This is a genomic window from Megasphaera vaginalis (ex Bordigoni et al. 2020) (assembly GCF_900240295.1).
In the GTDB taxonomy this organism is placed as follows: Bacteria; Bacillota; Negativicutes; order Veillonellales; family Megasphaeraceae; genus Megasphaera; species Megasphaera vaginalis.
In genome coordinates, this window is record NZ_OEQB01000001.1 from 88,135 (window position 1) to 109,855 (window position 21,721).

General features: G+C 52.4%; 13 protein-coding genes. All 13 read right to left on the reverse strand.

All coding sequences use genetic code 11. The annotated features are described in order from the left end of the window. Position 1: 1 nt before the first annotated feature. The 13 genes from cbiB to C0977_RS00480 all read right to left on the reverse strand — a co-directional run bounded on the left by cbiB (position 2) and on the right by C0977_RS00480 (position 21,713). Positions 2–946 (reverse strand): adenosylcobinamide-phosphate synthase CbiB, encoded by a 945-nt coding sequence (cbiB, locus tag C0977_RS00420; RefSeq protein ID WP_101912021.1) that lies wholly within the window; start codon positions 944–946, stop codon positions 2–4. After that, complete coding sequence (locus C0977_RS00425) at positions 943–2,469, reverse strand: cobyric acid synthase (protein ID WP_101912322.1); 1,527 nt, start codon at positions 2,467–2,469, stop codon at positions 943–945. Before C0977_RS00425 ends, cbiB begins: the two co-directional genes overlap by 4 nt. 130 nt (positions 2,470–2,599) lie before the next feature. After that, positions 2,600–4,726, reverse strand: a complete 2,127-nt coding sequence (locus C0977_RS00430) for a DNA topoisomerase III (protein WP_101912022.1) — start codon at positions 4,724–4,726, stop codon at positions 2,600–2,602. A 146-nt stretch (positions 4,727–4,872) separates the two neighbouring features. Beyond that, the gene (locus C0977_RS00435) at positions 4,873–6,360 is read right to left on the reverse strand and encodes a haloacid dehalogenase-like hydrolase (RefSeq protein WP_101912023.1); all 1,488 of its coding nucleotides are present in this window, start codon (positions 6,358–6,360) and stop codon (positions 4,873–4,875) included. A gap of 115 nt (positions 6,361–6,475) precedes the next feature. Then, positions 6,476–8,134: an ATP-dependent nuclease gene (locus C0977_RS00440; RefSeq protein WP_023052972.1), complete on the reverse strand. Its 1,659-nt coding sequence runs from the start codon at positions 8,132–8,134 to the stop codon at positions 6,476–6,478. A 103-nt stretch (positions 8,135–8,237) separates the two neighbouring features. Next, complete coding sequence (malQ, locus tag C0977_RS00445) at positions 8,238–11,615, reverse strand: 4-alpha-glucanotransferase (protein ID WP_101912024.1); 3,378 nt, start codon at positions 11,613–11,615, stop codon at positions 8,238–8,240. A 65-nt stretch (positions 11,616–11,680) separates the two neighbouring features. Further along, positions 11,681–13,117 (reverse strand): glycogen synthase GlgA, encoded by a 1,437-nt coding sequence (glgA, locus tag C0977_RS00450; RefSeq protein ID WP_234987520.1) that lies wholly within the window; start codon positions 13,115–13,117, stop codon positions 11,681–11,683. Positions 13,118–13,156: 39 nt separating this feature from the next. Beyond that, positions 13,157–15,265, reverse strand: coding sequence for a 1,4-alpha-glucan branching protein GlgB (gene glgB / locus C0977_RS00455; RefSeq protein ID WP_101912025.1), 2,109 nt, complete (start codon positions 15,263–15,265; stop codon positions 13,157–13,159). A 19-nt stretch (positions 15,266–15,284) separates the two neighbouring features. Next, a complete protein-coding gene (locus C0977_RS00460; protein ID WP_101912026.1) occupies positions 15,285–17,717 on the reverse strand; it encodes a glycogen/starch/alpha-glucan phosphorylase in 2,433 nt (810 codons plus the stop codon). Between the two features lie 20 nt (positions 17,718–17,737). Continuing rightward, on the reverse strand, positions 17,738–18,850 hold the full coding sequence (gene glgD / locus C0977_RS00465) for a glucose-1-phosphate adenylyltransferase subunit GlgD (protein ID WP_234987521.1): 1,113 nt from the start codon (positions 18,848–18,850) through the stop codon (positions 17,738–17,740). Then, entirely contained in the window at positions 18,847–20,004 is a 1,158-nt protein-coding gene (locus C0977_RS00470; RefSeq protein WP_101912027.1) for a glucose-1-phosphate adenylyltransferase, read from the reverse strand. The genes glgD and C0977_RS00470 overlap by 4 nt, the downstream gene beginning before the upstream one ends. Before the next feature lie 235 nt (positions 20,005–20,239). Further along, on the reverse strand, positions 20,240–20,494 hold the full coding sequence (locus tag C0977_RS00475; RefSeq protein WP_101912028.1) for a DUF4911 domain-containing protein: 255 nt from the start codon (positions 20,492–20,494) through the stop codon (positions 20,240–20,242). Further along, on the reverse strand, positions 20,487–21,713 hold the full coding sequence (locus tag C0977_RS00480) for a peptidase U32 family protein (RefSeq protein ID WP_101912029.1): 1,227 nt from the start codon (positions 21,711–21,713) through the stop codon (positions 20,487–20,489). The genes C0977_RS00475 and C0977_RS00480 overlap by 8 nt, the downstream gene beginning before the upstream one ends. Positions 21,714–21,721: the final 8 nt, after the last annotated feature.

Consider the following 21,721-nt stretch of genomic DNA (forward strand, 5'->3'; position numbering starts at 1 on the left):
TTTATAAAAAAGCGCGGCAAAGTGCCGTAAGCAAGACAGCCAGCAACGTTGTCATATACATGAGCTGTACCGTCTGCGCAATCTGCCGTGTCCCTATAGGCTGCTGCTCATCACCCATATAAGCCCGGAACGACTGCTTGCCGAAATAGGAATTGAAACCGCCGAGCCGAATCCGTAAAGCGCCGGCTACGGCCGCTTCGGCATAACCGCCGTTCGGGCTGGGATGCTTCAACGCATCGCGCAGCATCATCTTCCAGGCGTTACGATAGGAAAAGCCGAGAAGAGCGGCGGAAAAAACGAGGAGCAGCCCTGTCAGGCGCGCCGGAATGAGGTTGAAAACATCGTCTGTCCTGGCGGCGACACGGCCGAAGTACAGGTACCGCTCATTACGATAACCGATCATCGAATCAAGAGTATTGACGGCGCGGTACACGGCCGCCAGCGGCAAGCCGCCGAGGGCGAAAAAGAAGAGCGGCGAAACGATGCCGTCGATCGTATTTTCAGCGACCGTTTCCACAGCGGCCCGCGCCGTTTCCCGCTCCGTCAGCTGCGCCGTATCACGGCCGACAATAAGAGCCAGTTTCGCTCGCGCTTCCGTCAGACGATGGCGCAACAAGCTGTTGCGAACGCTGCCGCCGGCACGAGCCAGCGCTCGGGGACAGATAAAGAAACTCAACAGTATCCCTTGTATAACGGCCGAAAAAGATGGCTCGGTATAGGTGTCTAAAGCCCAGACGAGAGCGTAAAAAAGATCAAAAACGGCGCTCAGCATAACGGCCGTAAGCAGAAAACCAAAGAAAAAGCGGCTGTACCGGGAATGCGCTTCTCCATAAAAAAAACGTTCCAGTGCACTGATGGCCGCCCCCATGACGGCAACAGGATGAAACCTGCTTTTCGGATCACCGATAATGCAGTCTATAAAAAAAGCCGTTAATGTTGTAATCATCCCTTATCGTCACCTACAATCCGCCAAATCTTCTCCAGATCCAGATGCGCTGCCGCAATCGACGCCAGCCGGTCATATTTTTTCTCCTTCGCCGCCTTGTAATTGCTAACCTGCGTCAGCGGCAAAAGCCCTTGCCGCCGACGCAGGCAGTTAAGAAGCTCGCGGCGAAAGATGTCGTTATCAAAAATCCCGTGCAAATACGTTCCCCAGACCGAACCGTCGGCCGTACCGGATCCGATCGGCGCCGAACAAGGAATTCCGGAGCGTGAAATCACGGTCAGCGGCGTATCGCCGTCTCCATAGTCCGTACGCCCCATATGAATTTCATACCCCGAAAGGAGCGGCGCCGTCAACACGCCGCCGGCAAAACGAAGGCCCGTGCAGGATACGGTTGCCTGCGCCGTCGTTTTCTCGACCGCCAGAGTCGTCTCCATCGGCAGCAGGCCCATGCCGTCAACGGCAGCGTGCGCCGTCTCGACATGGAAAGGATCGTATATCGTACGGCCCAGCATTTGATACCCGCCGCAAATGCCGATGATGGGAATCCCTTTCGCCGAGGCGTCGAAAATCGCTTTTTCCAAGCCTTTTCGGCGAAGCCAAAGCAGATCGTCCGAAGTATTCTTACTGCCCGGCAAAATAATCAGATCGGCCGCAGTGATCCCCGTCGCATCGGCGACATAATACAAGTCCGTATCGGGTTCAAAAGCCAAGCTGTCAAAATCGGTAAAATTAGAGATCTTCGGCGTCGTCACAACAGCAATTTTTATGCCTTCGCCTCGAGGCGCCGCCTTTTTATCGCCGAGCGATACCGAGTCTTCATCGTCAATGCCGAGATCCGGAATATAGGGCAAGACGCCGAGAACGGGCTTACCCGTTTTCTTCTCCAAAAAGGCCACCGCCGGTTCAAAAAGACGGATATCACCGCGGAATTTATTGATGACCAACCCTTTCACCAAGTCCCGTTCGGCAGGGTCCAGCAGTTCCAACGTGCCTACCAGCGCCGCCAGTGAACCGCCGCGGTCAATATCGGCGACTAAGATAACGGGAGCGCCCAAATGCCTGGCAACACGCATATTGACGATATCCGTATCTTTCAAATTGATCTCCGCCGGACTGCCGGCGCCTTCAAGAACGATCATGTCATACGCCGCATCAAGCTTTTCCAGCGCCCGAACTACCGCCTCAAAAGCTTTCAGCGAATACGATCGGTGATACGCTGCGGCAGACATTGTACCTACCGGCTTCCCGTCAATGATGACCTGTGACGACGCATTTCCCGTCGGCTTCAACAGGACCGGATTCATTTCGACAAGAGGCTCCAATCCGGCCGCTTCGGCCTGCGCCACCTGCGCTCTGCCCATTTCCCTGCCGTCGGCGGTAACAAACGAATTCAGCGCCATATTCTGGGCTTTAAAGGGGACTGTACGCAGACCGCTGCGATAAAAAATGCGACACAACGCAGTCGTCAAAATGCTCTTGCCTACATGGGAACTTGTCCCTTGGAACATGAGATATTTAGCCAAAGTAAACTCCTTACCGGATAACTCCGACGACCGTGAAACCGGCCCGGTCCGCTTGCCGGCGATGCCGGTCCCGTTCAATAAGATTGCGCGCCCTCTGCAAGGCCGCGAAGGACCCTCTTTTTACTGATGCTTACTGACGGTAAAGGCTCGGCACGCCGTCAACATCGGCGCAAGTCGTTTGACAGCCGGGCGTACTGCAGGACCAAAATGCGCCGTAAGGACCGTCCCGCCTGATAAAACGACCTGTCTTGCAGCGCGGACAAACGTACCCGTTTTCTTCTTTTCGCGTCGCATCGCCATCGGCCGATGCCGGCTCCGTATGGCGGCAGCGCGGATACGCCGTACAGCCGTAAAAATCGCCGTATTTCCCATGCCGCAGCACCATCGGACTGCCGCAGTCAGGACAGGTACCGGCCGCACCGCCTGTCATGGGTTGAACGGCGGCCTGACCGATGAGCCGCTCCAGGAAAACCAGCTGATCGCGAAGAAATTCCTGTACGTTGTCATTTCCCGAACTCATCCGATTAAGCCGCTCTTCCCAAAGCGCCGTTTCATCGGGATAGACCATTTCATCGGGCAACGCGTCGATCAATATATACGCGGCCTCAGTCGGGCGGAGATAGTTCTTCTTCCCTTCTTCAACAAGGAATTTACGCGCAATCAGCTCGCCGATAATCGTTGCCCGCGTCGCCTCCGTGCCGATTCCCTGCACTTCTTTCAGTTTTTGTTTCAGTGAATCGTCTTTGACGTATTTATAGATTTCCTTCATCGCCGCCAGCAACGTTGACGACGTAAACCGCGGCGGCGGTTTCGTCGCTTTCTCGGCAACGTCGCCGCTGCGATACGTAAGATGATCTCCCTTTCTGACAACGGGGAGTTCGTCTTTACCGTCTTCTTCGTCTTCCCCTTTATCAGTGCCGTACAACGTCTTCCACCCCGCATTGGTTACCGTTTTGCCATGGGCAATAAAGGTCTCGCCGACAGCGGTGAGGCAAATGCGCGTCTGCTCATACTCGTGCACAGGATAGAACTGCGCCAAATAAGCTTGCGCAACAAGAAAATAAATATGCTGCTCCGTTGCCGTCAATTTGTCGAAGGAACAACGCACCGTTGTCGGAATGATCGCATGGTGGGCCGTAATTTTACCGTCATTCCAGGCCCGACTTCTGATCTTGCCGTCACCGCCGACCGCCCAGGCCGACAGCTGCTCCTGCCCCGTCTTCTGCAGATTTGCTAAAATGACCGGTACATCTTTTTGCTGATTAACCGGCAAATATTCGCAATCCGACCGGGGATATGTCGTCAGTTTCCGTTCATATAATCGCTGCGCCGTATCCAATACCTGCTGCGGACTGTAGCCATAGCGTTTGCCTGCCAGAACCTGCAACGTAGACAGCGACAGGGGAAGGCGCTGCGATTCCCGTTTTTTCGTTTTTTTCCGTTCCGAGACGACGCCGTCAGGAGCCTCGGCAAGGCGCCGCAACAGTTCTTTACCGATACGGCTGTCAAGGCAGCGGCCTTCCGGATCGAGTCCGGACTGCGTATCCTTAGGTTGCCACTGCGCTGTCAATGTGCCGTTTTCATGTGCAAAGACGGCTTTGACAAGATAATACGTGACGGGCCTGAAGTCATCCAGTTCCCGCTGACGCCGCACGACAAGCGCCAACGTAGGCGTCTTTACACGGCCGATGGGAAACACGCCCCGATGGCCCTGGCGGCGTGCCGCCAACGTATACGCACGGGATAAATTCATGCCCATGAGCCAGTCGGCGCGGCTGCGCGCCAATGCGGAATCGCGAAGCGGCGCGAAGTCCCGGTTGTCCCGCATTGTTGCCAAGGCCTCATGAATGCTTTTTTCATCCAGCGCATTCAACAAAAGCCGTTCCACCGGCTTCGCATTACCGACGTAATCAAGGATCTCGTCGATGAGCAATTGACCTTCCCGATCAGGGTCTCCGGCGTTAACGATCGTATCGGCAGCACCTATTAGCTCGCAGATAATCGCGAACTGCTCTTTGCTGGCAGGGCTGACGATAAGTTTCCACCGGTCGGGAACGATAGGCAGATCCTCGGTGCGCCACGTCTTGTACCTGCTATCATACTCATGCGGTTCCGCCTGCTGCAAAACATGACCGTAAGCCCAGGTAACGACACCGCCGCCGGTTCTGATAAAGCCGTTGCCGCGCTGCTGCGGCGGAGGCAGACATTTGGCAAGTTCTCTGGCCATACTCGGTTTTTCCGCAATAAAAAGTTTCACCCTGCCCGCCTCCTTTTTCACTGATTTTCACTTCATCCGTAACTACTGTACAACAGTATATGATACCGTATTCCTGCGGAAAAAACAAATCATACAAAAAAGCTGCAAGGCAGTTTCTCACTGTCTTGCAGCTCCGACCGTATGACCTAACGGGACTTATATCCGCCGTATGCGGAAAGCTTCGTCTTATCATGCAGCATGTCACGAATCGATTTTCCCTGCCGCAACTCCTGGAGCGCCGCCTTCCCCTTGTCGGACAGACCGGCATTTTCTTTTTTTCCTAAGAGGCGCGTTTCCTCTGTAGCCCACAACGATCCGGTATTTTCATTGCGCCCTTGCAACACGTAGAGCGTATCGCCCTGCTCGCCGGCCGCCACCAGTCCAATGCCTTTTTCCTTCTGCCAAAGCGCGGCTGCGGCGCAAAGAGCGGCATCGTCACTGCGTTTGCGGTTGAGGACCAGTACCAACTTCGTGTCCTTGTATTCCGTGCAGAAGTTAAAGTCGCCTTGCGAATCCATGGCGGCAAAAGCGGGACCTCTGCCGTGATAAAGCGGACGAATAACGGAATCGATGGTTTCCGCCTTGCCGACCCCCTGTGTCTGAGCGTGAAGATCGTAATCGTAAGCATTGATATAGCGGCCCTGCTCGTCTTTTTTGTTCGTCATGGCCACGATGCCGTCAACGCCGGGAATGCGGAAATAATCGACTGCGGCCCGAACGACATCCAAGGGAGACGCCGAGTTGATCCACGTATCGATACCATTCGCATCGAGAGCCGCGTAAAGTTCCCTGATTTCGGGCGTTACCGTGATCCCCTGCTTGAAGGAGACCGTTACGGGACCTGCCGCCGACACGTAGTCCTTCGGGCTGGCATAAGCGCCTTTGGTCCAAGTCTGCCCCTTGGCGGGATCCCCATAATAGCTGTCGCACTGATACGCCAATGCATGTACCTGTTCCGGCGTCATGCCGGTAAACCAATACGTTACCCACGGGTAAGACACGGAAGCGTCCATCGTTTCGCCGATAGCATCATAGAGCCAACGCATCTTTGCTGCAAACTCCTGATAGGAGCCGCTTCGACGGACACTTGCAGGCTGCTCCCTGCCGGCGACGGAAACGTACCCGCCGGCATACAACTCGCCGTATGCTTTCGCCGCATCGGCAATGGCGCTGCGAATGGAAACCTTTTTGCCGGAACCGTCGTCAGCGCCGTAAGTCAAATCAAGTTTTGCCGCAGGGATTCCCGTTTTCAACACGTCTTCCATCTTTTCCGGCGCAACGGCAAAGGCCAGATGGTCAAGCTGCCAGATCATCAACTGTTCTTCAACGTCCATAACCGACGTCGTATTGTCAAAGTCGAAAACGGCATACGGACGGTTTTCTATGCGGTAATCAGGCGACGTATTCCCGTACGTTTTCAAAAACGCATTCAGTGCCGTTTTAACGCTCGGTTCAAGATGCGGGCTCGTTACTTCTTTCACCTTTACACTCGCCATAGCAACCGTATCCGCCGTCATCGCTTCAGGCGGCGCGGCCAGAACGGCAAAGCAGTTAAAGGCCATCAAAGCGGAAACGGCGCAGACTGCCGCGGCAGCCTTGCAAAATACAGATTTGCGATTCATCGTAGCTGACATAAAAATCCCCTTTCTTTGTACGTAACTTTACTATTGAGTATACCGGCCATTCGTATAAAAAAAGGGATTTTTATGTCAGTTTTCTGTAAAATGAAACGACCTGCATCGTCGCTTCCTATCGGCCCGTCACCTTTGCCAAATAACCGGCGGCACGAATAATTCGCACAAAAGACGGCGGTATCTCCCGACGCCCCAACAACTGGCCGATAACCCTGCCCAGGATAACGCCCTTGTTGCTGTAAAGCCAGGCAAAATAATACACCTCCTGCTGAGCCGTGTTGCGGGGATTGACATTCCACAGCAGCCGCGGCGGGTAGTCGTGATAATTCAGATTAAGCTTGCGGCAGGCCTTTTTCAACATATCCGCCGTCGCTCTCGCATGCTCGCCGACAGCACTGTCGGTAATGGCATTGAGCAGTTTTCTTTTATCCTGCTGCAGCAAGGTCTTGACGATATCCATTTCAAAGCAGATCTCATCGGTAAAAAAAACGTATTTCTCCGCTTCCTTGTTTCCTTTAACATCGGCATCGTACAAGGACACCGTAGGTATTTTGAAATAGCGGAGCAGTTTTCTGATCTTGCTGATGGAACTTTCCCCTCTGGCATTGATCAGGCAAATGCCGTAATAATCGAAAGGAATCCCCAAGGTCTCGCCAAACAGCCGGAAACAGCCGTATTCGCTTTCTCCTTCCACGATGATGACGCTCCTTGAATAAAGTGCTTCTTTCACTTCCGGAAAATGCATGATCAGATGTTTTTCCAATTCGCCGTCAAAATGAAAGGTTGCGCCGCAGGCAGCCTGAACCGGCGAATGGGAGGCGCGGTAGAAACGGATGATATTCCGGTAGTCGTCAACCAGCGAATCCGTGGAATGGGTAACGACAAAGATCTGCCCGCGTAACCCGTCAATACCGAAAAGGCCTTTCAGCAATGCCGTAAAAACCTCGTCTTCATTATTCAGTATGCTCTTCAGATATTGCAGAACCCCGCGCTGCATATACGGATGGAGATGCACTTCCGGTTCATCGAAGGAAACGAAGAGGGGTAAAAACCGACGGCCGCCGGCGTCTACGATAAGCGTATGCTCCAACGGCACGGCGCGGCTTTTCGCCATCATGTAAATCTGCGTAAGAAGCTTCAGCGCTACTAGAGAAATAAATTTGATATTGTCGGCCCGCGGCAGGTCTTCACGGCTGAAGAGATGGGAAAGGATGAAAATATCGATATAATAAGCGGAATCATAGGCTCCGACTTCTTCTTCGTGTCTGATAAACTCTTTGATCTCCGGCGTCAAGGCGCCCAGATCCATTTGTCCATACGTGCAGAGAAGCTCTTCCAGTTCTCGATAAACACGGGCCGGAACGTCATCTTCACAATCATGCGCCGGCTCATTGGAAACGTAACGAACACGGCGAATGCTGTCAATAGACAGTCGTTCTCCCGTCGACTCGTCATAAAGACGGGGAAAGAGTTCATCAACTCTTTTTTCAAGACGAATAATGATTTCCTGTCGATGATGCGCCGGCGAGTCGGCAAAGTATTCCGTCTCATTCTCCAAGAGTCGCAGAGAACAATAAATGACGATCGGTTTTGCCGCGTCGCGATAATCTTGTTCCGTAATTACCGCGCCGCCGCTGAGAAGTGACAAGAGCCGCAAAAATCCGCTCTTGCCGATGGCATTTTCTCCGACCAGATAATTTGCCCTTCGATGAAAAGTCATTTCCACATCTTCAAAATTGCGGTAATTTTTAATGCGCATGTATTGGATATACAAAAGATCACCTGCCTTCTTTGCCTCTTTATCTTAATGTATTCGACAAAAAAAGACGACTCCCTGCAAGAGGCGCCGTCTTTCACAAGGCGAAACAAAGCGTTTGTCAGTCCTCAGCGTTTACCCGGCCGTAGCGGTAAGCCAGGGCGGCCAATTTACCGGAATACGGTCTGTAAGCCGCAGCCGATGCGAGTTGCCAGCACCAATTGCCGCCGACAATACCCGGCCTGTTCATACGAGCCTCGCTGCCGAGCGACAGTATATCCTGCAACGGCACAATGACCGTTTCGGCGCGCCGGCTGTAAAGGTATGCCAGGATCGCATCCATCAAAGCATCATCGGTAACGTCGGCGGCGCAGCCGAGAGCCTCCCGCAGACGCCGGCGACCGTTCTCATCCAAGTCATCATGATACCAACCCAAGGTCGTATTGTTGTCATGCGTTCCCGTGTAAGCCAGACAACGGGCTTCCGTATCGAAGCTGAACCGCCTGTCGGTCCGTTCCTTGCCATGGAAGTGGAGAACCCTCATTCCCGGCAAGGCCAATTCATTCTTCAACCGGCAGACATCGTCCGTAATGCTTCCCAAGTCTTCCGCAACCAACGGCAAGTCCCCGAGCCGCTGCCGTACGGCAGCAAAAAGATGTCCTCCCGGCCCTGTCCGCCATTTCCCGGCGGCAGCCGTTTTCGCACCGGCCGGAACAGACCAGTACGCGGCGAAACCGCGAAAATGATCGACGCGGATCTCGTCGACATCTGCCAAGGCCTTGGCAAAACGCCGCACCCACCATTCGTAGCCGTCAGCCGCCATCTTTTCGTAATCGTAGAGCGGATTGCCCCAAAGTTGTCCGTCGGCGCTGAAATAGTCGGGAGGTACGCCGGCAACGGCGGCGGGCCGGCCGTTTTCAGCAAGCTGAAAAAACTCTTGATGCGCCCAACAGTCGGCACTGTCATGGGCGACGAACATGGGCATATCACCTAGCACGACAATTCCTTTTTGCCGCGCATACCGATGGACATCGGCCCATTGTCTGTGGACTGCATATTGCAGCAGGCGTACGCGCGCGACGCCGGCATGCAGTTTACCGCTCCAGTATTTGACGGCGGCAGCCTGATGGCGGCGAATATCGTCCGGCCATTGCGTCCAGTCAGTTGTGCCGAAGTGATCGGCGACGGCGACAAAAACGGCGTAATCGTCAAGCCAATAGGCGTTGGCTTCACAGAACGTTTCCACGTCGCGCCGTTCCCCAGACAACGCCGAAAGGGCAGGCAAAGTCTGCAACAGCCCGTCTTTTGCCGCCTGCACGTCACCGCCGCCGGCGGCGCGTTCGTAAAAAGCAGCCAGATCCCGAGACGATATCCAACCCCAGTCCCGCAAGACCTCGAGGGAAATGAGCCGCTCGTTGACGGCAAAAGCCGAACGGCTGAAATACGGCGAATCGCCGTCAAGTGGCGGTGTCAGCGGCAGGATCTGCCATACCGATTGCTTGCCTGCTGCCAAAAAATCGACGAAAGCAACGGCTTCCTGCCCCAACGTGCCGCTGCCGCATATTGCCGGAAGCGAAGTCGGCTGGAGCAGCACGCCGCAGCGTTTCCGCCGGCTCTCTTCTCCCCGGAGGATGACGGCGGACAGCGGCGCCAAGGTCAGGGTAAAGGCGCCGTTTACCGTTTCCACAATAAGACCGGCACCCGTCAGTGAACGCAGCGTACCGCCGATCAGCCCGTCGGTATGAACCGTTACCGTGTGTTCTTCCCTCGTACTGCGATTGAGGGCAACGACACAAAGACCGTCAGCCGCAATATTACCGAATACATCCCTGCCGCCTTCAATGGCTCTGGCATAGACCAGCACATCGCCTGTTCCATATAGCGGCAAGTATCGGCCGGTCCGCAGGCAGGCAAGGTCGTTGCGCAGAGCCGTCAGCGTTTTTGTCCATGACAGTAGTTCCGCATCTTCCTGTCCCCAAGGATACGTCCGGCGGTTATCGGGATCTTTACCGCCCAAAAGACCGGCTTCATCACCGTAGTAAATGGACGGAACGCCGGGCAAGGTCATCTGCCAGGCCGACAGCAGGCGGAGCTTTTTCTTGGCCACCGCCGTATCGGTTTCCGTGCCGCCCAAGACGGAAAGGATGCGCTCCACGTCATGACTGCCGATGAGGTTCAGCATGGCGTAGGTGTGTTCGGGAGGATAGTTTTCCGTAAGGTGCATATATTGCGCCGCCGTTTCCGCAGCGTTGCGCACACCGTTTACGAAATCGATAAACATTCGCCGCAAGACATAGTTCATGGCGCTGTCGATATCATACCCGCAAAGGTACTCCCGTTGTTCCCCGTAGCTGATCTTATTCGACGCATCTTCCCAGACTTCGCCGATCAGCACCGCTTCCGGATCCGTTGCCTTCAACGTCTTATAAAAATCGCGCAAAAACGTCTCCGGCAATTCGTCGATAACATCGAGCCGCCAACCGCTGACGCCTTGACGGAGCCAATGTTTCAGCACGCTGTCGTCATTGCGGATAATAAAATCCAGGTAAGACGGTGCCGTCTCGTTAACGTTCGGCAGATCATCGACACCCCACCAGGATTCATATTCGTCGGGATAGTTCTTAAAGCGGTACCAGTCATAATACGGCGACGCCTGCGATTGAAACGCACCGACGCTTTCGTAGGTGCCGAAGCGGTTGAAATAGCGGCTATCGGCGCCGGTATGGCTGAAAACGCCGTCAAGAATAATGCGGATTCCCTTTGCGCCGGCGGCGGCGCAAAAGGCGGCAAATCCTTCATTGGTCCCCAAGAAAGGATCGATATTGTAATAATCGCCGGTACCGTAACGATGATTGCTGGCACTTTCGAAAACGGGATTCAAATAAATCGCACCGATGCCCAGTTCTTGTAAATACGTGAGTTTTTCTTCCATTCCCGCCAGGTTGCCGCCGAAAAAATCATAATAAACGATGGCCCCCTTTTCATCCTTACAGTAATAGGGGCGGTCATGCCAATCACTATGTATGACGGCGCCTTTTTTCCCTTGAAGTCGGACTGCAGGATCATGGCCGCGACAAAACCGATCGGGAAAGATCTGATAAACAATCGTGTTTTTAAACCAGTCGGGCGTTTTCATTTGCCGGTCATAAACGGTAATCTGATAAGACGGCGGCGGCTCCTTCCGAAGTTCGCCGACGCCGCCAAGATTATCACGATTATTGCCGTAGTAGAAACGATCGCCGCCGGCTTCGATCACAAAATAATACCACAGGAGGCAACCTCTCTCCGGCACAGTCAGCATACAGCCATACCCGCTACCGTCAAAGGCCATCGGCACCAGCTTTTCACCGCCGTTACTCTGCCAAAGCCGCAGCGTCACCGTCGCCGTTTCACCGCCTTTTGCCTCCAGCCTGATACGCACCCTGCCTGCCGTCGGCACGGCGCCGAAAGGATGTCGGCAGCCGCTGTTCCATGAATCATGATAAAAAACCGTATCCATAGCCATCTCCTCTTTGTAAAATCCCCTGCAGCAACAGGCCGTCGCGCAGGGGATTTTTCACAACTTCAATTTTCCGAAACCTTTTCATACAATGCGGCGTATGCGGCAGCTGAACGCTGCCAGCCGTAATCACTGGCAGCGGCATTTTTGACCAGCTGTTCCCAAATAACGGGCACCTCATAATAGCCTAACCCCTGCTTGGCCGTGAAGAGAAGTTCATGGGCATTAAAGTTCAGAAACGACAACCCGTTTCCCTTCCCCGTATACTTATCGAAGGGAATGACCGTATCCTTCAGCCCGCCTGTCTCACGAACGATGGGAACGGTACCGTACTTCAAAGCAATAAGCTGGCTCAGGCCGCACGGTTCATAGCGCGACGGCATGAGAAAAAAGTCGGCGGCCGCATAGACTCGGTGAGCCAGCGCTTCATGGAAGAGGATGCGGACGGCCATCTTCGTCGGATGACGCTGCGCCGCCTGGCGAAAGGCATTTTCATAAGCGCTGTCACCGGTACCGACGAGAACGAATTGAATGTCTTCACTCAGCAGTTCATCAATGATACGCAAAACCAAATCCATTCCCTTATCTTCAATGAGCCTGGTGACGATGGCAAAAAGCGGCACATTCCGCTCCGGCAGACCGAGTTCCCGCTGCAGCCGCTGCTTGTTGCCGCGCTTGCCGCTTTGCAGCGTCGCCGGCGTATATTGCACGGGAATGAATTCGTCATTCTCCGGATCGTACATATCCTCATCAAGACCGTTGATAATCCCGGTCAGCCGCGCCTTGCAAGTACGGATATAACTGTCAAGCCGTTCTCCGAAATAAGGATACGTGATTTCTTCGGCATACGTCGGGCTGACCGTCGTGATCTGGTCAGCATAGACCATGCCCGACTTCATGTAATTTACCGCGCCGTCACATTCCAGTTTGCCGCCGCTGAAAAGCGCATACGGCAGACCGATCACATCATTCATGACAAAGGGATCAAAGATCCCTTGATATTTCAAATTGTGGATGGTGTAAATAACCTTCATCTGCACATAAAAGGGATCGTGAATAAAATCTTCCTTCAAGAACGCACCCAGCAGCCCCGTATGCCAATCATTACAGTGAACGACATCCGGCTTGAAGCCGATTTTCGGCAACATCGCCAACACGGCGCGACAAAAATAAGCGAACCGTTCAGCGTCGTCGCCGAATCCGTACAGCTTATCACGCTTGAAATATTGCTCATTATCAATAAAGTAAAATCTTACGCCGTCTTTCCTGATTTCTTCGACACCGTAATAAAGCTGACGCCACGCAAGATTGACTGTGCCTGTCGTGACTTCCTTCATTTCCTTCAGCCATGTTTCACCGATCTGACTGTACTTGGGAATAACGACGCGAACATCCATTCCCCTGGCAGCCAACGATTTGGGCAACGCACCCATTACGTCGGCAAGGCCGCCGGTCTTGACAAACGGCACGGCTTCTGATGCTGCAAATAGTACTTTCATCATACGCTTTCTCCCCTCTGTACCTTGTCTGCGGCAGCATCTTTAGTGGGAATCTGCCGTTTTTCCCTTTTTCCCGCGGGCCGCAACATTTTTTTGCGAACTTGCGGTTTTTCCCCGCCGCCGGGGAGACGCGGACTTTGCCGCCTCCCCTTTTCCGACTTGCGTCTCTGTCGCCTTTCTCGATGTCCGCATGCGCCCTGACGCCGCTCGCTTCGTCCGCCCCCCGCCGCTAAGGGCTGCCTGCTCCTTTTTTTCTCCCCCGTCCTCCTTCAGCTTCAGATAAATCGTCGCCAAAGGCGGCAGCGTCAGTGCCAGCGATTGTTTCATGCCGTGCAGCGCAATGGGGTCCGTATCGAACGCACCTTTATTGAGGACATTGGACCCGCCGAAACGATCGGCGTCACTGTTAAAGACCTCGACATAGGTACCGGCCTGCGGCACGCCGATGCGATACGCCTGCCGCACAACAGGCGTAAAATTGCAGAGAACGACAGTCAGCCCCGCTTCGTCGCCGGCTCTGTAAAAAGCAACGGCGCTGTTATCGCAATCATCACAGCTGATCCAGGAAAATCCGTCCCAATCGCAATCCTCTTCCCATAGTTCACGGTTGTCCAAATAATAGGCGTTCAATTCCCGCACGTAATCGTGCATGCCTTTATGCATGGGATATTCCAGGAGATGCCAATCGAGACTGTCGTCATATTTCCATTCTATAAACTGCCCGTAATCGCTGCCCATAAAGAGAAGCTTTTTGCCGGGATGCGCCATCCAATACCCGTAGAATGCGCGAAGTCCGGCGAATTTTCGCCAATAATCTCCCGGCATTTTATCCAAAAGCGACTTCTTGCCGTGCACAACTTCATCATGGGACAAGGGCAGGATAAAATTTTCGGAAAAGGCATAACAAAGAGAAAAAGTGATCAGGTTATGGTTTTCCTTGCGGAAAAGCGGATCGAGCGACATGTATTGCAGCATATCGTTCATCCAGCCCATATTCCACTTATAGTTAAATCCCAAACCACCTACTTCGACCGGTTTCGTGACCAGCGGCCAGGCGGAAGATTCCTCGGCAATCATCAACGCGTGCGGATATTCTTTAAATACGGCCGTATTCAACTGCCGCAGAAAAGCGACGGCTTCCAAATTCTCCCGACCGCCATACTTATTGGCCTGCCAGCCGCCGTCTTTATGACCGTAGTCCAAGTAAAGCATGTTGGCTACGGCATCGATGCGGAGACCGTCGATGTGAAATTGGGAAAACCAGAATAATGCGCTCGAAATCAGGAATGACCGCACTTCAGTCCGGCCGTAATCAAAATTCATCGTATCCCATTCCCGATTTTCCGCCAGCGTCTGATTGCCCGACTCATAGCAAGGTTCGCCGTCAAAATGCCGCAAGCCGTGTTCGTCACGGCAAAAATGGCCGGGAACCCAATCAAGAATAACGCCGATACCGCTGCGGTGGCAGGAATCGATGAGATACATCAGTTCTTCCGGAGTACCGTAACGGCTCGTCGCGGAAAAATACCCCGTCGCCTGATACCCCCAGGACCCGTCGTAGGGATATTCGCAGAGAGGTAGGATTTCAATATGTGTATAATGCATATTGCTAACGTAGGCGACCAGCTGTTCCGCCAGCTCACGGTACGTCAACATGCCGCCGTCCGCATTGCGGCGCCATGAACCGAGATGCACCTCGTACGTCAACATCGGCCGCTTGTATGAATCATACGTACTGCGGCTTTCAAGCCATTTTTTATCATGCCATGTATAATGAAGCTTGGTCAGTTTTGAAGCCGTATTCGGGCGCACCTCCGAAGCAAAAGCGTAAGGGTCGCTCTTCAAAACAACTTGCCCGTCCTTCGTCGTCACGGCATATTTATAGATATCGCCTTCCTGAAGTCCTTCAAGATAAGCGATCCAAATACCGTTCCCCTGCTCACTGCGAACCATCGGCGATGCGGCCGGATCCCAGTTGTTAAAATCGCCGACAACGCTGACCTGCGCCGCATGCGGCGCCCAAAGAGCGAAACGAACGCACCCTTTGTGCTTCAAAACCGTAAAATGGGCGCCAAAGAGGCGATAACTGCTGTAATTCGTCCCTTGATGATAGAGATAGGTACTATACGCATCAACAGCACTGATTTTCATTGTCTGGCCTCCTTATGAATCAAACCTTCACACCCTGAATATGCCAAATGTCGGCGGCATATTGTCGAATCGTCCTGTCGCTGGAAAAATACCCCGATTGAGCGATGTTGACGGCGCTGGAATGCAGCCAGCTCCGTCGATTTTTGTACCGGCGCACGATCTCCCGTTGTCCGCCGCAATAGGCTTCAAAATCCTTAAGCACGAAATATTCGTCGTTTCGATCAAGAAGAGATTCGTAAAGCATACCGAAGATCTCATGGTCCCCGATGGAACCGTTAATAAGGGAATCCATCACCTTCCGTATGTTTTCATCGCTGCTGTACACTTCCCAAGACGAATATCCGCCATGAATATAGTAATTCATGACCGCGTCGGCCCGAAGTCCGAAAATGACGCAGTTCTCATCGCCGACACGACGGAGGATCTCTATATTGGCGCCATCCATCGTGCCCAAGGTAAGAGCGCCGTTCATCATGAATTTCATATTTCCCGTCCCCGACGCTTCTTTGCCGGCAGTGGAGATCTGTTCGCTCACATCGGCTGCCGGGAAAAGAATCTGCCCGAGAGAAACATTATAGTTTTCGAGAAACATGACGCGCAGCATCTTGCTGATGCGTCGGTCGTCATTGATCATACGGGACACGATGCTGATCAGGCGAATCGTCTGCTTGGCTTCATCGTAGCTGGCTGCAGCCTTACCGCCGAAGAAATAGGTCCGCGGCGCGATAACAAGAGACGGATCTTCTTTCAGACGACGGTAAAGATGCAGAATATGCAGAATATTCAAAAGCTGACGCTTATAGAGGTGAATCCGCTTGATCTGTACGTCAAAAATCGAATCGACATCGACAGATACCCCATATTGCTTCAACAAATAGCTGCACAGAATACGCTTCCGCTCCCGTTTGACTCCGTCCAAACGCTCAAGGAAAGAAGCGTCGTTACAATAGGCCATCAACTCCTCCAGCCGTTCGGGGCTGCCGTGCCAATCCGTACCGATCGTATCATCAAGGAGCGCCGCCAGTTGCGGATTAGCCTGTATCAGCCAGCGGCGGTGGGAAATGCCGTTCGTCTTATTGCCGAAACGTGACGGAAAGCAAGTATAAAGTTGATGCAGCGTTGAATCCTTCAAAATCTGCGAGTGAATTTCGGCCACACCGTTCGTGCTGTGACTCCCCAAGACGGCCAAATGCGCCATGTGAACTTGACCTCCCCAGAGGACCGCCACATCACGCGCCTTTCCCTCATCGCCCGGGTAAAGAGTCCGAACCTTCTTCAGCCAGCGCTCGTTCAGTTCTTCAAGGATCAAATAGATGCGCGGCAACAGTGATTTGAACATGGGAATGGACCAACGTTCCAAGGCTTCCGGCAAAACGGTATGATTCGTATAGGCTACGGTGCGTACCGTAATCTGCCAGGCCTGATTCCACGAAAGCCCTTCTTCATCCATAAAAATTCGCATCAGTTCAGGAATAACAAGAGCCGGGTGCGTATCATTGATATGGATGCCCATATAATCGGCAAAAGCGGTAAGTGGCGCTTTGTATTTCTTTTTATAATGGCGGATAATACTCTGAACTCCGGCGGACACCATAAAATATTCCTGCATCAGGCGCAACCGCCGTCCGTCTTCCGTACTGTCATCGGGGTAAAGAAAGCGGGAAATGCGTTGCACGCTGTCTTTGTACAGAAAGGCCTGATGGCGGTCGCCTAAGGATAATTCGCGATACACATCGTCGCGGGAATATTCTGCGCGCCAGAGCCGGAGCGTATTGACCGTGTTATTGCGATAACCGATAATCGGCACATCGTACGGCACGGCGCGAACGTAGGACGCGCCTTCATAGACGCATTCCAATTCGCCGTTGTCGGCAGGACGCATATAGGCATTGCCGCAAAAAGCGACATGAACGGCCTTATCAGCCCGTTTTACTTCCCAGGGAAACCCGTTGACCAGCCAATTATCCGGCAACTCTACTTGATAATCGTCAACCATTTTCTGTTTGAAAAGGCCGTATTGATACCGCAAACTGCAGCCGTGCCCCGGCATTTGCAGCGCCGCCAACGAATCGATAAAGCAAGCCGCCAATCTGCCGAGACCGCCGTTACCGAGACCGGGATCCCGTTCTTCCGGCAGGATATCCGCCAATTCCCAGCCCAGATCCCGCAGCCCTTCCCGGCAAACGGCTTCCCCGTCAACGCCGATCAGGTTCGATTCCAACAACCGGCCTAAAAGGAATTCGATGGAAAAATAATAAATTTGTTTCGTCTTTTTTTCAACATAGGCCTTATTCGTCCGTATCCAATTGTCACTTACCAAATCGCGGACCATGTACGCTATGATCTGATATACCTCGCTGCGTGTCAGATCGTGGAGTTCCTTATCATAGAGTATGCCTGCCTTTTTAGTAAACGCCGACTTGAATTCTTCCTTTGTATGCCATGTTTTCATTTCTCTTTCCAATCCCCTTTTTAAATGACCCTGCATTTGCCGATGCACATCGGATGCCCCTGGGTTCCCGACAGCGTCGCTTCAGGCTGAATAAGGGCATCTTTATCGCAGATGACATAATCCATTTGCGCATCGTCGCCGATAACGGAATGCTGCATGATGATACTGTTGCGAACGACAGCATTCCTGCCGATATGAACCTTGCGGAAAATGATGGAATTTTCCACGCGCCCTTCGATGATGCAGCCGTTGGCTACCAAAGAATGGCAAACCGAAGATTCTTCCATGTACTTTGCAGGCGTTACGTCCTTGATCTTTGTATAAATATGCCGTTGATACTGCTGAAACATCTTCCGCCACGTATCGTGATCCAGCAGATCCATATTCACCTGGTAATACGATTCAATGGAACTAACCCGTTTGGCATACCCCTCGTAAGGATAGCCGAAAACACGAAGTCTGTCGATATTTCGCTGTAAAACATCGCTGATAAAGTAATGATATCCTTTACCGTAGGCCTTGCGAATACATTGCTGGAATACGGCGGAATCGATCAAAATGCCGCGCTGATACATATTATCACCGGCGGCAACGGCAGCTTTGGCATAAATACCGACGACCTTATTTTGTTCATTGACCTGAAGGACATGGGCCTCTCCGTTGAAAGCTTCCCGCTGTTTCTGATAGATCATGGTCACATCGGCATTATGACGACGATGAAAATGCAGGACTTCATCATAATCGATATTCTGGACCATATCGCCGCCGGTCAGCAATATATACGGTTTCGACGAATGTGAAACAAAAAGCAGATTCTTATAATAAAGCCGAATATCTCCTTCCACCGGATTATTTACATCTTTCCAATCTACAGGCAAATAGAAAAGTCCGTCCCCTTTACGGGCCAATCCCCACTCTCTGCCGGAGCGGACATGATCCAGAATGGAACGCGCCTGGAGCGGCAGCAAAATGCCGACATTGTTGATCCCCGCATTAACCAGATTGGAAAGGGTAAAGTCGATAAGGCGAAACTTTCCTCCTATCGGCACCGTAGCCAACGGACGTTCTTCATTCAATTCCCGCAACGAACTGTCACTTTCCAAATTGATCAAGCCTATCATATCGCTGCTCATGCTTCCGCTCCCCCTTTACACGTTTTCTTCGCCTCTTCTTTTCTGCCCATAACCGCAACGGAGCCGTCTTCATTGTGAATAACGGCATTCTTGTAAATCGTGCAGCGCTCGCCGATGATCGCCTTGTCGACGACGGCGTTTTCCTGTACGACCGTTCCGGGCATAATAACGGAATTGGTTATGCGCGCACCTTTGCCGATAACGACATTATAGAAAATAACGGAATTGACGACGGCGCCGAAAACGGAGGAGCCTTCGGCAATCAATGAACTCTTAACGCTGCCTTCCGGTCCGATGAAATGAGGCGGCAGATTCTGATTGCCGGAATAAATGCGCCAATGAGGATCGTTCAAATTGAGCAGCGGTTCGTCGGCAAGAAGGTCCATATTGGCTTGCCAGAGACTGTCGATCGTGCCGACATCCTTCCAGTATCCTTCAAAGGGATAGGCGTAAAGCTCCACGTTATCCGCCAACATGGCCGGAATGACATTTTTGCCGAAATCATGTTCCGACTCTTTATTTCTCGCATCGGCAGTCAAATATTTCTTCAAAACATTGCGGTTGAAAATATAAATTCCCATGGAAGCCAGATTGCTTTCCGGTTTTTGCGGCTTCTCCTGAAACTTGTGGATCCGCATATCGTCGGCAGCGACCATGATGCCGAAACGATTCGCTTCATCCCACGGAACGCGAATCGTGCCGATCGTGACGGCAGCGCCGTGCTTTTTGTGAAAAGCCAGCATCTTCGCATAATCCATTGAATAAATATGATCACCGGAAAGGATCAACACGTAATCGTCGCCGATCATGTCAATGAAATTCATATTTTGATAAATGGCGTCGGCAGTGCCGCTGTACCAGCCCGAGCCGTTATCGCTCGTATATGGCGGCAGAACGAAGGTGCCGCCGCCGTCCGAATCCAGGTCCCACGAGCCGCCGTTGCCGACGTACCAATTCAATTCCAGCGGCTGATACTGCGTCAAAATACCGACAGTGTGAATTCCCGAATGGCGGCAATTGCTGAGAGGAAAATCAATAATCCGGTACTTACCGCCAAACAGCAGACCCGGCTTTGCCTGATCTTTCGTCAATGCGCCCAGACGGCTGCCTTTACCGCCGGCAAGAATCATTGCCAAACAATTTGATTTCTTCATAGCATATCCTCCTTTGCGAAAGGATGTCCGGCATGATTCAGGATACATGTACCAACACTGCTGACACCTCAAACAATCCGGCTCCATACTTTAGAATCAATAATTATATTTATTATACGACATCATACGTAAAAAGCCTACAGCACAACGGCACATGAAATTAATAATATTTTCTCTTTTCTTTTTCCAATAACAAAAAAAGCCTTTTTTACCGTAAAGTAAAAGGCTTTTCTCTCTATTTCCTAATAGTTTTTCCTTCTGCGCTCTTTGTAATAATCTCGTAAGGAATAAACTCCACTCGCAACGGCACGGCAGCCAAAATTTCTCTTGCCAGCGGCGCCGTATCCCGTGTCGTTCTGACAAAACCGATACCGGCTCTGCCGTCCCAGGCCGTAACGACACCGAGATGTGCGAACCCCTCCATCAGTCTCGTCACCAACGTCATGGCAGCCGGATCGACGCGGAAATATACCCAATCTTTGTCAAGCACGCCGCTTCACCTCACGTCGCATCATAGCCTGCGCCTGAAGGGGCTCTTCAATATAAATACCGATTTCTTCCTGGGGATGCGGCGCGGCGGCGACAGGATTTCCGGCGGCGTCTTCCATTCTTTCGATCCGATGTGTAATGACAGGTCCTTTCGGCTGCAAAAACTCCACTTCATCACCGACTTTGAAATGATTCCGCTGTTCTACGTAGGCAATCTTCCGCAACGGATCATACCGCTTTACCAATCCGATAAAATCATAGGTCTGCATAGTCCCGGAACTGCCGTATACCTGATCGGCCGCTGTCGGTCTGGAAACGGAAAAGCCTTTCGTGTACGGCCGGTGAGAAATTTTTTCCAGTTCCGCAAGCCAGGCCGGATCGACACGGTAATGATCCGGATCCGCTTCGTAAGCATCAATCGCGTCACGGTATACTTTGACGACAGTGGCCACATAGTGGACACTCTTCATGCGGCCCTCTATTTTCAAACTGCTCAGCCCGGCAGCGTAAAGTTCGGGAAGGTATGGCAACAGGCAGAGATCTTTGGAATTGAAGATATACGTGCCCCGCTCATCTTCAACAACGGGAAAATACCTTCCCGGCCGCTTTTCTTCGACGACATTGTAGGTGAAACGACAGCACTGCACACACTCTCCGCGATTGGAATCCCGATCATTGGCCGTAAAATAGTTGCTCAACAAACAGCGCCCTGAATACGAAATGCACATGGCGCCGTGAACAAAGCCCTCCAAAGCTATGGGAACGCTGTCATGAATCTTTTTGACATCTGCCAGAGAAATCTCTCTGGCAACTACGATGCGCTCGGCGCCGTGATCGTGCCAGAACTTTGCCGCGGCCCAATTAGTCGTATTAGCCTGCGTAGAAATATGAATCGCCATATCAGGAATAAGCTGACGGGCCATCATGAACACGCCGGCATCGGCAACCAATACGGCGTCAACGTCAATCTCCCGCAAATATCGCAAATAGTCGGGTAAATCATCCAAATCATCATTATGCGGAAAAATATTGACGGTCACATAAATTTTCTTGTCACGTTCATGGGCATATAAAACGGCCTCTTTCAGTTCATCTCGTGAAAAATTATCGCTGAAAGCACGCAGGCCGAAAGAGGTACCCCCTAAATACACGGCATCTGCGCCATATAAAAAAGCCGCCTTCAATTTATCCATATTACCTGCCGGCGCAAGTAATTCCATTTTTCCCA

Coding starts and splice junctions, on each gene's coding strand:
- C0977_RS00480 (WP_101912029.1), bottom strand. CDS start 21,713: ATGGAATTACTTGCGCCGGCAGGTAATATGGATAAATTGAAGGCGGCT.
- glgD (WP_234987521.1), bottom strand. CDS start 18,850: ATGAGCAGCGATATGATAGGCTTGATCAATTTGGAAAGTGACAGTTCG.
- glgA (WP_234987520.1), bottom strand. CDS start 13,117: ATGATGAAAGTACTATTTGCAGCATCAGAAGCCGTGCCGTTTGTCAAG.
- C0977_RS00435 (WP_101912023.1), bottom strand. CDS start 6,360: ATGTCAGCTACGATGAATCGCAAATCTGTATTTTGCAAGGCTGCCGCG.
- C0977_RS00470 (WP_101912027.1), bottom strand. CDS start 20,004: ATGAAGAAATCAAATTGTTTGGCAATGATTCTTGCCGGCGGTAAAGGC.
- C0977_RS00460 (WP_101912026.1), bottom strand. CDS start 17,717: ATGAAAACATGGCATACAAAGGAAGAATTCAAGTCGGCGTTTACTAAA.
- malQ (WP_101912024.1), bottom strand. CDS start 11,615: ATGGATACGGTTTTTTATCATGATTCATGGAACAGCGGCTGCCGACAT.
- cbiB (WP_101912021.1), bottom strand. CDS start 946: ATGATTACAACATTAACGGCTTTTTTTATAGACTGCATTATCGGTGAT.
- glgB (WP_101912025.1), bottom strand. CDS start 15,265: ATGAAAATCAGTGCTGTTGATGCGTATAGTACCTATCTCTATCATCAA.